Source organism: Bradyrhizobium sp. TM233 (genome assembly GCF_036247965.1).
In the GTDB taxonomy this organism is placed as follows: domain Bacteria; phylum Pseudomonadota; class Alphaproteobacteria; order Rhizobiales; family Xanthobacteraceae; genus Bradyrhizobium; species Bradyrhizobium ottawaense.
Map to the genome: position 1 here is coordinate 388656 of NZ_BTIG01000008.1, position 14211 is coordinate 402866.

The following is a 14211-nucleotide window of genomic DNA, read 5'->3' on the forward strand; positions in this document are numbered from 1 at the left end:
CTTGAACGGGAGCCGCCATGGCCGACACATCCTTCGACGTCATCATCATCGGCTCCGGTCCCGGCGGCTATGTCACCGCGATCCGCGCCGCCCAGCTTGGCTTCAAGGTTGCGATCGTCGAAAAATCCTATCTCGGCGGCATCTGCCTGAACTGGGGCTGCATCCCGACGAAAGCGCTGCTGCGCTCGGCTGAGATCTATCACTACATGCAGCACGCCAAGGACTATGGCCTGTCGGCCGAGAAGGTCTCGTTCGACCCGAAGGCGGTGGTGCAGCGCTCGCGCGGCGTCTCCAAGCGGCTCAACGACGGCGTCGGCTTCCTGATGAAGAAGAACAAGGTCAGCGTGATCTGGGGCGCGGCCTCGATCGACGCGCCCGGCAAGGTCACCGTGAAGAAGTCCGACGTCGAGGGCCCGAAGGGCGCGCTGGGCGAGGGGAGCTATCAGGCCAAGCACATCATCGTCGCCACGGGCGCGCGGCCGCGCGTGCTGCCGGGGCTCGAGCCCGACAAGAAGCTGATCTGGACCTACTTCGAGGCGATGGTGCCGGAGAAGATGCCGAAGTCGCTGCTGGTGGTCGGCTCCGGTGCGATCGGCATCGAGTTCGCCTCATTCTTCCACACCATGGGCTCCGACGTGACCGTGGTCGAGGTGCTGCCGCAGATCCTGCCCGTCGAGGACGCCGAGATCGCCGGTCTCGCGCGCAAGCGCCTGGAGAAGCAGGGCATCAAGATCATGTCCTCGACCAAGGTGACCAAGCTGGAGAAGAAGGCCGACAGCGTCGTCGCCACCATCGACGACGGCAAGGGCAAGCCGGTCACATCAGAGTTCGAACGCGTGATCTCGGCGGTCGGCGTCGTCGGCAATATCGAGAATCTCGGTCTCGAAAAGCTGGGCGTGAAGACCGACCGCGGCTGCGTCGTGATCGACGGCTACGGCAAGACCAACATCCCCGGCATCTACGCCATCGGCGACGTCGCAGGCCCCCCGATGCTCGCGCATAAGGCCGAGCATGAAGGCGTGATCTGCGTCGAGGCGATCAAGGGCCTGCATCCGCACCCCATGGACAAGAACCTGATCCCGGGCTGCACCTATTGTCAGCCGCAGGTGGCGTCGGTCGGTCTCACCGAAGCCAAGGCCAAGGAGAACGGCCGCGAGATCCGCGTCGGCCGCTTCCCCTTCGTCGGCAACGGCAAGGCGATCGCGCTCGGCGAGGACCAGGGCCTCGTCAAGGTGATCTTCGACAAGAAGACCGGCCAGCTGCTCGGCGCCCACATGGTCGGCGCTGAAGTCACCGAGCTGATCCAGGGCTACGTCGTCGCCATGAATTTGGAGACGACCGAAGAAGAGCTGATGCACACGGTCTTCCCGCATCCGACCCTGTCGGAGATGATGAAGGAAGCGGTGCTGGATGCGTATGGACGGGTGTTGAATATTTGAGGGAAGGGGGCAGCACCCGCGGCGCGCTGCAAGCAGTCCCGTCATCCTGAGGTGCGAGGCCAGCGGTGCAAAGCACCGTTGGTCGAGCCTCGAAGGATGAACGGCCGAGATGCAGCAGTAGGGCTCGTCGCCCTTCGAAGCTCTCCATCCGGCGCGTTGCGCCGAATGGCTCGCAACTCAGGGTGACGGGTCCGATAGCGAAACACGAGAACAAGAACGAGGGACGAACCCATGCACGACAACGATAACCTCACCATCGAACGCCCGACCTTCGTCACCCATCTCGAATGCGCGATGGAGGGCGATCACTACGCCGCCGACCAGGTCCACAACCTCTCCAAAGCCGGCAAGCCGCTGCTGGTGCGCTACGACCTCGCAGGCGTGAAGAAGGCGCTGACCAAGGACGCACTCAGCCAGCGACCCGCCGACATGTGGCGCTACCGCGAGCTGTTGCCGGTGCGCAAATGCAAGGACATCGTCTCGCTCGGCGAGGTCACAACGCCGCTGATCCGGCTGCCGAAGCTCGGCAAGAAGCTCGGCGGCGGCGAGATCATCGTCAAGGACGAGGGCCGCCTGCCGACCGGCTCGTTCAAGGCGCGCGGCCTCGTGATGGCGGTGTCGATGGGCAAGGCGCTCGGCATCAAGCACATGGCGATGCCGACCAACGGCAATGCCGGCGCGGCGCTGGCGGCCTACGCCACGTCCTGCGGCATCAAGACCACGATCTTCTGCCCGGCCGATACGCCGGAAGTGAATGTCAGCGAGATCGAGCTGCAGGGCGCGACCGTCTACCGCGTCAACGGCTATATCGACGATTGCGGCAAGATCGTCGGCGAGGGCAAGGCCAAGGTCGGCTGGTTCGACACCTCCACCTTGAAGGAGCCGTACCGCATCGAAGGCAAGAAGACGATGGGCCTCGAACTGGCCGAGCAGCTCGGCTGGGACGTGCCCGATGTGATCTTCTATCCGACCGGCGGCGGCACTGGCCTGATCGGCATGTGGAAGGCGTTCGACGAGCTCGAGAAGATCGGTTTCATCGGTTCGAAGCGCCCGCGCATGGTCGCCGTGCAGGCCTCCGGCTGCGCGCCGATGGTGCGTGCCTATGAGGCCGGCACCGAGCATGCGACGCGCTGGGAGGACGCCCACACCATTGCGTCCGGCATCCGCGTGCCGCAGGCGATCGGCGATTTTCTCATTCTGCGTGCGGTGCGGGAGAGCAAGGGTTTCGCCATTGCGGTCGACGACGACAAGATCTCGTCGGCGCTGAACGAGGTCGCGCGCGAGGAGGGGCTGTTGCTGTGTCCCGAGGGCGCCGCCACCTATGCCGCCTACAAGGACAGCCTCGCCGACGGCCGCGTCTCGAAGGGTGACCGCGTGATGCTGTTCAACTGCGCCACCGGCCTGAAGTACCCGCTGCCGAAGGTCGACCGCACGCTCGATCGCCACAAGCCGATCGACTATACGCAGTTCTAGCGCGGCAATACGCCACGAACGATCCCTCTTCCCGTACGCGGGAAGAGCAAGAACAATATCGACATCGCTGGGGAGAAGACATGACGAAAGCCGTCTGGGCTGCGCTGATTGCTGTTCTCGCTGTGACCGGCGCCGCGCGCGCCGATGACTATCCCACCCATCCCATCACCATCATCGTGCCGTTCGCCGCAGGCGGCCCGTCGGATGCGATGGCGCGCGTGCTCGCCGAACGCATGCGCACCTCGCTCGGCCAGGCCGTTGTGGTCGAGAACGTCACCGGCGCCGGCGGCTCGATCGGCGTCGGCCGCGCCGTGCAATCGCCGCCGGACGGATACACCATCTCCTTCGGCCATCTCGGCACCCACGTCGCCAACGGCGCCGTCTACAAGCTCAAATACGACCTCGTCGCCGACCTCGAGCCGGTGGTGCTGCTGCCGAGCAATCCGATGATCATCGTCAGCAAGAACGCGGTGCCCGCGACCTCGCTGAAAGAGCTGATCGAATGGCTGAAATCGCGCCCCTCGCCGCCGACGGCAGGTACTGCCGGCGCCGGTTCCGGCAGCCACATCGCCGGCGTCTATTTCGAAAGCGTCTCCGGCATCAGGCTGCAATATGTGCCCTATCGCGGCACCGCGCCCGCGCTGAACGATCTGATCGCAGGCCAGATCGACCTCATCGTCGACCAGACCTCCAACTCGATCGCCCAGGTCCGCGCCGGCACCATCCGTGCCTACGCCATCACCGACAGCAAGCGCCTCGCCTCGGCGTCCGACATCCCGACCGCGGAGGAGGCGGGCCTGAAGGGGTTCAACATGACGCTGTGGTCGGGCATGTGGGTGCCGAAGGGCACGCCGAAGGAGATCGTGACCAGGCTCAACGCCGCAGCCGTGGAAGCGCTGAACGATCCCGCCGTGAGGAAGCAGCTCGAAGGCCAGGGGCTGGAGATGACGCCGAAGGACCAGCTCACGCCCGAAGCGCTCGGCGCCCGCCAGAAGGCCGAAATCGAAAAATGGTGGCCGATGATCAAGGCGGCGAACATCAAGGTGGATTGAGCACGCCGCATGGCCGCAGGCGTGTCCTGGCCGTCGAGGACGCGGCGCCGCCGCGTCACATCGTGGCGGCACCGGGGTCCGACAGTGCGGCCTCCAGGCACTGGATCAGAGCCGGCGTTGAAAAGGGCTTGGCGAGAAAGCAGGTCGCGCCGGCCCTGAGTGCGCGGTCGCGTACGGCCTCATCCGGAAAAGCCGTCATGAAGATGAAGGGCGTGATGTGCCCGAGGCCGCGCATATGCGTCAACAGCTCGACGCCGCTCATGACCGACATCTGCACGTCCGTGATCACGCAGCCGGTCGTCTCCAGTTCGGCGGATTGGAGAAATTCGTGAGCCGAGCCAAAGGTGTGGACCGTATACCCGCGCGACGTCAGGAGGTTGTTCGTCGCAAGACGAACGGAGGGATCATCATCAATGACGGAAATGATCGAAGACACTGGCAATATAATGCTCCTGCACGGGGAGCCGCCGGCTGCGATTCAGCCGCTTGAGGGAAAGTGGGCCACCGGAGCGAGATTGGAAAGCATACTTAGGTTTGCAGATGACCCCTGTTGCGCGGGATTCCGAGCGCGTCGGTCATTCTGACGAGGTCGGCCAACGACTTCGCCGCCATTTTCCGCATGATCTGGCCGCGATAGATCTTCACGGTGATTTCGGCCAATCCAAGCTCGGCGGCGACCTGCTTGTTCATCAGGCCGGATGCAACCAGGGCGAGGACGTCGCGTTCGCGCGCCGTCAGTCCCTCGAAACGGGATCGCACGCCGGAGATCGACTGCTCGGCATCGCGCCGCTTGCGATCGCGTTCGATCGCCGCCTGCACCGCATCCAGCATGTCCTGGTCGCGAACCGGCTTGGTCAGAAAATCGACCGCGCCGCTTTTCATGGCTCTTACGGTCATGGGAATATCGCCGTGACCGGTGATGAAGATAATGGGCGTGTGAATATTGGCTTTGGCGAGGTCCGCCTGGAGGTCGAAGCCACTCAAGCCAGGCAGGCGGATGTCGAGCACGAGGCAACTGGGGACCGCAGGCGGTTTGGCTTCCATGATTTCCGCCGCTGAACTGAAGGCTTCGACCTTGAGACCGACCGATTGAAAGAGATTGGTGAGCGCACGGCGCATCGACGGATCATCATCGACGATCAGGACGATCGGATCACCGGTGCTCGCCTGGGCCTGCTTGGCATGATCGGTCACGACGTGTCCTTGTGTGGCAAGGGCAGGGCGATCTGGAATGTTGCACCGCTCCCTTCATTTTGAATGGCCGAAAGCCGGCCCGCATGAGCCTCGATGATCGATCGGCAGATCGAGAGTCCCATTCCCAGACCGCCCGATTTCGTCGTGAAGAAGGGGGTGAAGATACGCTCCTTGACGTCTTTTCCAAGGCCGACACCGCGGTCCGTCACGGTGAGGAGCAGGCGGTCGTCGTCCGTCCGGCTCGAGCGGATCGCCAGCTCGCGCGGGCGGTCGACATTGGCGTGCATGGCTTCGATGCCGTTCACCACCAGGTTGATCAGCACCTGCTGAAGCTGGATCCGGTCGCCGCAAATCCTGGGCAGGTCGGACGCCAACTCCATTCGGACCGACACCGCATGGATCGCGAGCTCGCGTCGAACCAGCGCCACTGCCTCCCTGACGACCTGGTTGATGTCGAGTGGGGCCATCTCGATCTCGGTCTTCTTCGCAAGCGCTCTGATCCGGCGGATCACCTCGCTTGCCCGATTGGCATCCTCGACGATCCATTCTGCGGAACGGCGCGCGGCCTTCAGGTCGGCGGGGTCGCGGTCGAGCCAACCGATGCAAGCGTCGGCATTGGAGATCACCGCGGCAAGGGGCTGGGTGATTTCGTGGGCAATCGAGGTGGTCAGTTCGCCGAGCGTCGTGACGCGGGTGACGTGGGCGAGCTCGCCTTGCGCCTTGCGCAGCGCCTCTTCCGCCTGCTCGACGCGGATCGCCGCCGTGACGTCGCTGCTCACGCCGCGATAGCCGAGAAAATTGCCTGTCGCATCATGGAACGGCTTGCCGCTGGTCCGCACGTAGATTGGAGATCCGTTCCCATCCCTGCTGCGGTAGATCAGATCGCGGAACGCAACGTGGGCATCGAGCGCCGCGCGATGCTGCTCCCATTTATCCGGCTCGAGCTCGGCATCGGGCGGAATGTCCCAGCGGGTCAGACCGATCAGGCCCGTCGGCGCCGCGCTGGATGTTTCGGCATGCTCCGATATCCTGGTAATGCGGTGGTCCGGCCCGGTCTCCCAGAACCAGTCCGATGCGGTTTCGGCATAGTCGCGGAATCGCTGTTCGGATGTCTTGAGCTCGTCGAACGCCTTATGCAGCGCATCTTTCGCCGCGAACTGCTCGGTGACGTCCACGTGCGTGCCGATGATCTCCATCACCTCGCCGTCGCGGCCGATCACAGGATGTCCCTCGCTGTGGACGCGTCTGATCGAACCGTCGGGGCGCACAATCCGGAAGTCGATTTGGAAGGGCTGCTTTTGCCTGACAGCTTCACGTTCCACCTCGACAATCCGCCGAAAGTCCTCCGGCAGGATACGTTGCTGAAAAGCCGAGGCCGGGACATCGGTCTGGTCCGGCTCAAACCCGAACAGGCGGTGCAGCTCGGCCGACCGGTAGGCGAACTCCTGACGATGAACGTCCCAGGCCCAGCTGCTCGTATGGCTGAGGCGTTGGGCTTCGGCCAAATAGGCTTCGCTGCGACGCAGCCTCTGTTCCGCTTCCTTCGCAATCGTGACGTCGGTGACCGCTCCGACGAACTCGATGCGCCCGGATGGGTGCCGCACGGCGCGCGCCACGGAATGGAGATATTTGACCGATCCGTCGGGCATCAGCAGGCGGTATTCGTGGTCGAAATCCTCCGCCAGCCGGTAGGCCCGATCCAGGGTGCCGCGGACTGTGTCGCGATCTTCCGGATGGATGCGCTGAAACGCGAAGCTCAGGGTCGGCTTCGTCGCAGGGTCGCATTGGAAGATGCGGAAGGTCTCCCTCGACCAGACCGCCTCGCCGGTGGTGAGGTTCAAGCCGAAGCTGCCGGTGTGGCTCAATTCCTGTGCCTGGGCGAGGTAGGCCTCGCTCTGTCGCAGCGCATCCTCGGCCTCCTTGCGCTGGGTGATGTTCTCGCAGGCGACCAGCAGGATCGGCGTGCCGTCGCCGCGCAGCATCGCCTTGGCGTTTTCGCGGACCCAGAGCACCGACCCGTCCTTCCGGAACTTGCGAATCTCCCAGGTATGCGACTGGTCCACGGTCGTGAGGCACAAAGCGACGCATTGACGAACTAAGTCGTGGTCTTCCTCGAAGAAGACGTTCAGCACGGATTGGCCGATCAGCTCGGCCGTCGTGTAGCCCAGTTGTGCGGCGCCGAACGTATTCACGTTGAGCACCGTTCCGGCCGGATCGACCATGAAGTACATGACCGGGTTGTGCTCGAACACCTCGTGCCATTGCTTCACGGCGTCGCGCAGATCGGTGTTCTGCCGCGAGGCGTCTGCGACCGCGGACCGGTCCTTCTCGCCGTTGCCGAACGATCGAAGCGCCGCAAGGCCGCCGAGCAGGAATTGTGCGGCCGAATTCCCGATTTTTGTGATCTGGCCAGGCATCATCGCAAGCGTCCCGGCGCGCTAGCGTCACGGCGAGTAGAGCACTTTGCCAGAACAGGGGCAATTGCCTCCGACCAAAGTCGGATTCTCGGCAAAATTCCCGATTGCCGTGCAGCTTGCGCGCGTTGCGCCGTCTCGTTGCGCAGGCGGGGGAGGACCGCAAAACTACGGCACAAACCTACGTATAGCTCGCACAACCCTAGTTTTAGCGCGCATTTACCTCCGTACAATTGAGCGATGCGGTGCAGGCGGCCTAGTTTTGCGGTCAATCGAGAGGAGACGATTGCGGAGCACAATTCGCTGAAAGGCTCGGGGCGTGTTGCCCCCAAAAGAGCCAGGCTCTGCATCCGCCCCTGACTTGCCGGACGAATTGGCGGTCACGATTGAGAAGCCGCATTTTCCGTGACGACCGTGGCGACCCGAGCTTGCGCACAAGGAAGCCGGGACCCCTAAGAGGTCAAGAGGAGAGGATGATGTGCGATAGCCCAGAGCATTCCGAGCGCCGTCCCGAGACCAAAGGCTGTGCTGTCTGCACGGCGAAGTTTGGCCTGATCCGATACTATTCCTGGCGGACGCCGCTCTGCTCGAGGAAATGTCTCGACCGGTTCAGGGCGCGCCGCGAGCGCGACCGCCGCTGGTTGTTCCGATATCAGGCGGCGTGAGGAACGGCCGCCGCGTCTGCCACCTCAGGCAATTTCTCGTCGGGAGGCTGCGTTGAACCTTACCTGCAAGCTGCTGTTGGCGATCGCCCTGCCACTTCCGCTGGTGACGGGCGTGGAGGCCGACGAAGCCGGACGGGATGGGCCACATCGTCACCATCCGCCTCAGGATCAACTGCTGCACGAGGAGTTCTATTCGAGCTGGCACATGCCGGACAATCCGGTTCTGAGCTGCTGCAACAATGCCGATTGCTACCCGACCGAGATTCGCTACGTCGACGGCAGGATTTACGCGCGGCGCCGGGAAGACGGCAAATACATCCTGATCCCGTCCCAGAAGGTCGAGCGCAACAGGGACAATCCCGACGGCCGCAACCATATCTGCGCGCCACCGCCGTCCGCCTCTCTGGTCGACTTGGTCTACTGTTTCGCGTTGGGAGGTGCCACGTGAGATTCATATTGGTGAACGGCAGAACCCCGTTCCGCAAGACGTCGTGCCTTTGGTGCTGCGAGGAGATCGATGGTGGCTATCTGCGGGACGCCAGGACGCTGCTGCGTTACTGCGGCTACGAGTGCTTCGCACTTCATCACGAGGCCGCGCCGTTGATCGAGGGACGTACGCGCGCGGCATCTTGAGCCGTCAGGCTGGCAGGACGCATCGGCGGATCTGCCTTCGGCAGGAGAGGACACGGCATTGAGATTCATGCTCGTCAATCAGGAGCATCCCTGCCACGGCGTCTGCAGCGCATGTGTCCGGCCGCTGGGTGCGAGTTACGTCCGGCATGTGTCCAAGCAAGAGCGCTACTGCGACTACGATTGCTACCGTCAGCAGACGGCCATGGACATGCTGTGGCCCCGCAGCCCGTTCGAGGCGATCGCGGTGCTGACGGCGATCTCGGGCTGGGGCTGGATGATTCAGATGGGCGCGCTGTCGCGCTCATTGGCCGAGGCATATCTGCGCGAGTACGACCTTCTGACCATGGAAGGAGGTGACGGCTAGCTCGATGACGGCCGCGCAGAACAGTCGGCCGCAGTCACCGCGTCCAGCCCGCGCCGCGTCCAGCCCCGGCGGTGGCGAGGCTAGGGCGAGGGGGCTGCGGCCGATACCGCTGGTGCCGCGCTCACTTCCTGCGTCGTGACGCGCTGGTCGGACTTGCCCGCGACCATGCTGCTGCCCTCGAACCGTGCGCGGTACACCAGCACGTTCTCGATCACGCGCTGGACGTAGTTGCGCGTCTCCGACAGCGGGATGCGCTCGACCCAGTCGACCGGATCGACGTTGGGATCCCTGGGGTCGCCGCGGGCCTGCACCCATTCGCGAACGCGGCCGCGGCCGGCATTGTAGCCGGCGAAGGTCATGATCTGGTTGCCGCGATATTCCGACAGCAGCGCGCTGAGCTCGGCCGCGCCCATTTGCGTGTTGTAGACGGGATCGGAGACCATCTTGTCCCAGTCGTAGGTCAGGCCGAAGCGTTTCGCGGTGTCGCGTCCCGCTTCGGGCGTGACCTGCATCAGCCCGACTGCATTGGCCGGCGACTTGTCGCGCTGGTCGAACGAGCTTTCGGTGCGCGCCACCGAATAGATCACGCTGGTCTCGATCGCGGGCGCGACCTGCTGATGCTCGGGAATGCCGATGGTCGGGAAGGCGTAATGGTCGAGGGCGAGCCCGCGCGCCAGCGCCGACTTGCCGACCTCCAGCATCACGCGCGCATCGCTGCGCTGGCCGGCCAGTGCGCCGAGTCCTTCGAGGGCCGCGACGTCGGTGCTCTCCTTGGCGAAATCCTCGGCGTAGTAGAACACCGTGTCGCGCTCGCCGATGCCGTAGAGCATGCCGGCGGCACGCACGCGCTCGTCTGCGGGCGCGGTGTCGATCGCGGCCAGCACGGGCGAGGGCGGCCGCAGCTCGATGCGGTCGAGGCCGAGCTTGGCGCGCGCAAGCTGGCCGTAATAGGCGGTCGGATAGCGCGCCGCCGCCCGGTAGCTCAGGCGCGCATCGGCCGCCGCACCCATCGCCTCGGCGGCACGGCCGCGCCAGTAATGGGCGCGCGACAGCGCGATCGGATTGGCCGAGCCTTCGTCGATGGCGGCGAAGTGCACCATCGCCGCCTGGGGATCGCCGAGGAAGCGCAGTGCGATCCAGCCGCACATGAAATGATAATCGACGCGGTAGACTTCCTTCTCGGGCACCGCGGCGGTGCGCACCACGTCATACGCCGTCTTGAACTTGCCCTGGTCGAGCAGCTTGCGCGCGAGCAGGCGGCGCTCGCGCCACCAGGCGTCGGTGTCCTGGGCGGCCATGGTGTCGGGCGCGGCGGCCAGGATCACCTCGGCGGCGTCGTCGATGCGGTCCTTCTGGAGGTGCCATTGGGCGCGGCACAGCACATAGCCGAGATCGCGGCGCGCTTCAGCCGGCACGTCCTCGAGATCATCCTTGGCCTTGCTGGCCTTGCCGGTGACGGCGGCGCAGGCCTTGACGATCGCGAGCGCATCCTCGCCGAGCCGTTTTGCAGCGCGCCGGGCGCCGGCATAGTCCTTGGCGCCGAGCCGCTTGTCCATGCGCGCGCGATGGTCGTCGGCGGTCAGCAGATCGCGGAACGCCTCGTAAGAGTCTTCCTCGCTGCGCTCGGACAATTCATCCGAGCGCCAGGCCTCACGCACCAGCCGCGCGGCCCTGTCGGTATCGCCTTCAGTGAGCAGCACGCGGGCGAGCGCGAACTTGCCCTTGGCGCTGGTTGGGCGGTCCATGGTGAATTTGTGCACGGTGGCCGCGTCGGCCTTCTCCTGCCACAGCCGCGCCTCGGCGCGGCGGCGGAGCAGGGCGCTGCTCGGCCAACCCGGATTGGCGGCGAGGAAGGCGGCATAACGCTTGAAATTCGCCGTGCTTTCGGAATGGCGCAGCATGAACCAGTCGGCGAGCTTCTGCCCGGCGGGATCTGTGATGCGGTCGCGCGCCGCGCTCGCGTCATCGGTCTTGCCCTTGCGCGCGAGGTCGATCGCGTCCTTCAGCGCGGCGAGGTCGCCAGTCAGCGGCGGCGGCGCCGGCTTGTCCGAGGGCTCGTCGTCGGTCTTCTTCGACTTGCGCTTGACCTCGGCATGCTTGCCGTGGCGCGATTTCGCCGTGACATGACGTTGCTTGCCGGCTTTTGCCTCATGCGACTTCTTCGGCGCCGACGATTTGTGGCTGCTCTTCGCCGAAAGCTCGGTGGGAAGCAGGGCCATTGCGGCCACGGCAACGAGACACGCGAGCGAGCGTAGGCACTGGTTCATCCCATGGTCCCCCTGCGAAACCACTACAAACCAAGGTCCGCGACGACATGCGGCTTGAGAATCAACGACATCGAGAACGATGCCACGGCATCGTTTCGCATTCCTCACGCTGTCGCAACAATGCGGCAAAATACGGATGTGACGAGGGGAACTTCCGCTGGGGGGCAGATCCTTTAACCTTTGTTAACGATCCGGGCTCGCGCGACGACCGGCCATGGTCCTGGGCGCCAGGAGGAACCAGATTGCGCGTGTTCCCGCAACAAGATCCGGTGTATGGAGTTCCCTTGCTCCGTCCCTTTGGCCTTTGTCCCTGCAGCTATGCCGATTTTCAACCAGTCGATCAGGCGCAAGATCGTCGGTATCGCCCTCGGATTGATCGTCCTGATGCTGGTCACCTCGATCCTGTCGATGGTGATGTCGAGCCAGGTCGGCGTCCTGCTCGACGAGCTGACCAACCGCTACATCCCGGCCTATGGCGATCTCGCGCGCGTCAACATCCGCTCGCTGGAGCGATCGGTGGCGCTGCGGCGGATGATCATGACGAAGATGCAGGCGTCCTCGGACGAGGCGGCCTATGCGGCGCGCCTTCGCGAGTTCGAGGACGCCGACCGCAAGATCGAGGAGGAGGCCGAGCGCGCGCGCAAGCTGATCAACGCGATCATAGACGACCCCAGGACTCCTTCCGACAACGCCGCGCTGGCACGGATCGAGACCCGCATCGAGACCGCCGTCGGCGAGCTGCGCCGCGATCAGAAGGAGAGCCACGCGAAACTCCTCAACCAGATCGACGCACAGCAGATGGCGGAAGCGCGCATCACGCTCGAGCATATCGACGCGCTGCGCGACCAGTTCAACCAGAAGATCGATGCGATCCGGGCCGACATGCTCAAGCAGGTCTTCGCCAGCACGTCGCAGGTGGTCGGCCATCAGCACCAAGCGATCATCGTCTCTGGCATCGTGACGTTGCTCGCGGCGATCGTCGGCTTTGCCTTTGCGCTCCTGGTGTCCAGCGGCATCACGCGCCCGGTGCGGCTGCTGCTCGCCGGCACCCGCGAGGTCGAGGCCGGCCGCTTCGACAAGACCATCACCGTCTCCACGCAGGACGAGATCGGCGAGCTCGCCGCGGCTTTCAACCGCATGACCGAGCAGCTCAGGCACAACGAGCGCATCCGCGAGACCTTTGGCCGCTACATCGATCCCAAGGTGGTGCAGGGGCTGATCGACCGGCCCGAGGTCGCGATCGACGGCGAGCGCCGGGTCATGACCATCATGTTCTGCGACATGAGCGGCTTCACCTCGATGAGCGAGGGCATGACCCCGCGCGGCCTCGTCAGGGTGATGAACCACTATTTCACGGTGATGTCCGGACCGATCAGGGGTAATCGCGGCATCATCGACAAATATATCGGCGACGCCATCATGTCCTATTGGGGGCCGCCCTTCATCGAGGAGGACGAGCAGGCGCTCCTGGCCGGCATCGCCGCAACCGAGATGGTCGACCAGGTGCCCGCGCTGCAGAAGCAGCTGCCCGACCTGCTCGGCATCCGCGCCATGCCGGCGCCGTGTGACCTGCGGATCGGCATCGCCACCGGCGAGGTCCTGACCGGCAGCATCGGCTCCGAGCTGATGATGAGCTTCACCGTGATGGGCGACGCCGTGAACCTGGCCTCGCGGCTGGAGGCCGTCAACAAGGTCTACGGAACCCGCATCCTGATCTCGCAGGCAACTGCTGACGCGATCGGAGCGGGGCTCGAATTGCGCGAGATCGATCGTCTGGCGGTCGCGGGCCAGAGCGCGCCGCAGCCGATCTTCGAGGTGATGGCGCGGGCGGGCGCACTCACCGGCGCGCAGGACAGCCTGCGCACGCATTATGCCGAAGCGCTCGCCGCCTATCGGGCCCGCCGCTTCGACGAGGCGCGCGCCGCCTTCAACGCCGCGCTCGAAGCCGTCCCCGGCGACGGCCCCTCGCGCACGATGCTCGGCCGCATCGCGCAGCTCGAGGCCAAGCCGCCGGAAGAGGGGTGGGACGGCGCCTGGCGGCTGGAGCAGAAATAGCCGTTTTTGTTGCGCCAGCTCGCCCTGTCCGGAAAAAACGTTTCTACTCGATAACGATGTTCGCCGTGACCTATTTCCCGGGCTTAGGTTGGATGTCCTTGAGGCGTTTGACGGGGACACGCCGATGACAGAACTTCAGGACAGGCTGGAACGGTTCGAGACGCTCACCGCCGAATGCGAGCTGATCGCCAAGCTCGCCACCGACAGCACCAAGCGCGAGTTCTATCTGAAACTCTCGGAACAATACCGACAGCTGGCGGTGGACATGCGGCAGGCGATCGCGACCAAGGCTGCGGCCTGACGCCAGCTGCAATCCGTTCTTAATGTTTGGCGCGCATCCTTGACGCTCGCGAGCGATCGCTCGTGGTGGAAAGGCCGGGGTTCGCTGCAATGCAGCGCACCTCGCGAGTGTCATTTGCCATGTTTGACAGGGCAATCACATGCGCCTCGTTGCCGTGATCATATTCGCGCTCATGACGGCGGCCTGCGACCAGGAGCAGGACATCACCGGCTCGACGCCGACCTGCCCGATGCGGAACTACAGCTATAACCCCCGCGACATGAACCAGTGCGTCAATGCCTGCAAATCGTGCGATCGCGGCACCACGGTCACCTGCACGACCTCCTGCACCCTCAAGGGCGCGCGCTGAGCGCA

At 64.6% G+C, this 14211-nt stretch carries 13 protein-coding genes; 9 read left to right on the forward strand and 4 right to left on the reverse strand.

The annotated features are described in order from the left end of the window. Positions 1 to 17 precede the first annotated feature (17 nt). The 3 genes from lpdA to AABA86_RS19910 all read left to right on the forward strand — a co-directional run bounded on the left by lpdA (position 18) and on the right by AABA86_RS19910 (position 3964). A complete protein-coding gene (gene lpdA, locus AABA86_RS19900; protein ID WP_212250979.1) occupies positions 18 to 1439 on the forward strand; it encodes a dihydrolipoyl dehydrogenase in 1422 nt (473 codons plus the stop codon). 231 nt (positions 1440 to 1670) lie between these two features. Then, on the forward strand, positions 1671 to 2912 hold the full coding sequence (locus AABA86_RS19905) for a threonine synthase (protein WP_338308026.1): 1242 nt from the start codon (positions 1671 to 1673) through the stop codon (positions 2910 to 2912). A gap of 80 nt (positions 2913 to 2992) precedes the next feature. Then, positions 2993 to 3964, forward strand: coding sequence for a tripartite tricarboxylate transporter substrate binding protein BugD (locus AABA86_RS19910; RefSeq protein WP_338308027.1), 972 nt, complete (start codon positions 2993 to 2995; stop codon positions 3962 to 3964). A gap of 55 nt (positions 3965 to 4019) precedes the next feature. Here AABA86_RS19910 and AABA86_RS19915 read toward each other — a convergent pair whose 3' ends face one another. From AABA86_RS19915 to AABA86_RS19925, 3 genes are all read right to left on the reverse strand, one after another. Continuing rightward, positions 4020 to 4400 (reverse strand): response regulator transcription factor, encoded by a 381-nt coding sequence (locus tag AABA86_RS19915; RefSeq protein ID WP_445083432.1) that lies wholly within the window; start codon positions 4398 to 4400, stop codon positions 4020 to 4022. 92 nt (positions 4401 to 4492) lie between these two features. Then, entirely contained in the window at positions 4493 to 5158 is a 666-nt protein-coding gene (locus AABA86_RS19920; protein WP_212250985.1) for a response regulator transcription factor, read from the reverse strand. Further along, positions 5155 to 7578 (reverse strand): PAS domain S-box protein, encoded by a 2424-nt coding sequence (locus AABA86_RS19925; RefSeq protein WP_212250986.1) that lies wholly within the window; start codon positions 7576 to 7578, stop codon positions 5155 to 5157. The genes AABA86_RS19920 and AABA86_RS19925 overlap by 4 nt, the downstream gene beginning before the upstream one ends. Before the next feature lie 711 nt (positions 7579 to 8289). On the opposite strand from AABA86_RS19925, the gene AABA86_RS19930 reads away from it, so the two are divergent. Genes AABA86_RS19930 through AABA86_RS19940 form a run of 3 tightly spaced genes read left to right on the forward strand, consistent with a single transcriptional unit; the run spans position 8290 to position 9234 of the window. Next, complete coding sequence (locus tag AABA86_RS19930) at positions 8290 to 8685, forward strand: hypothetical protein (RefSeq protein ID WP_338308032.1); 396 nt, start codon at positions 8290 to 8292, stop codon at positions 8683 to 8685. Beyond that, entirely contained in the window at positions 8682 to 8870 is a 189-nt protein-coding gene (locus tag AABA86_RS19935; protein WP_049801976.1) for a hypothetical protein, read from the forward strand. Before AABA86_RS19930 ends, AABA86_RS19935 begins: the two co-directional genes overlap by 4 nt. Positions 8871 to 8928: 58 nt before the next feature. Then, positions 8929 to 9234, forward strand: coding sequence for a hypothetical protein (locus tag AABA86_RS19940; RefSeq protein ID WP_338308033.1), 306 nt, complete (start codon positions 8929 to 8931; stop codon positions 9232 to 9234). An 80-nt stretch (positions 9235 to 9314) separates the two neighbouring features. Here the strand turns inward: AABA86_RS19940 and AABA86_RS19945 are convergent, their stop codons facing one another. Next, positions 9315 to 11501, reverse strand: a complete 2187-nt coding sequence (locus AABA86_RS19945) for a lytic transglycosylase domain-containing protein (protein WP_338308034.1) — start codon at positions 11499 to 11501, stop codon at positions 9315 to 9317. Positions 11502 to 11819: 318 nt separating this feature from the next. On the opposite strand from AABA86_RS19945, the gene AABA86_RS19950 reads away from it, so the two are divergent. The 3 genes from AABA86_RS19950 to AABA86_RS19960 all read left to right on the forward strand — a co-directional run bounded on the left by AABA86_RS19950 (position 11820) and on the right by AABA86_RS19960 (position 14206). Beyond that, positions 11820 to 13556 (forward strand): adenylate/guanylate cyclase domain-containing protein, encoded by a 1737-nt coding sequence (locus AABA86_RS19950; protein ID WP_338308035.1) that lies wholly within the window; start codon positions 11820 to 11822, stop codon positions 13554 to 13556. Positions 13557 to 13680: 124 nt separating this feature from the next. Beyond that, on the forward strand, positions 13681 to 13857 hold the full coding sequence (locus tag AABA86_RS19955; protein ID WP_018320305.1) for a hypothetical protein: 177 nt from the start codon (positions 13681 to 13683) through the stop codon (positions 13855 to 13857). A gap of 139 nt (positions 13858 to 13996) precedes the next feature. Beyond that, positions 13997 to 14206 carry a hypothetical protein gene (locus AABA86_RS19960; protein WP_028141611.1) on the forward strand — a complete coding sequence of 70 codons (210 nt, stop codon included), beginning with the start codon at positions 13997 to 13999 and terminating at the stop codon, positions 14204 to 14206. The last annotated feature ends 5 nt before the right edge of the window (positions 14207 to 14211 follow it).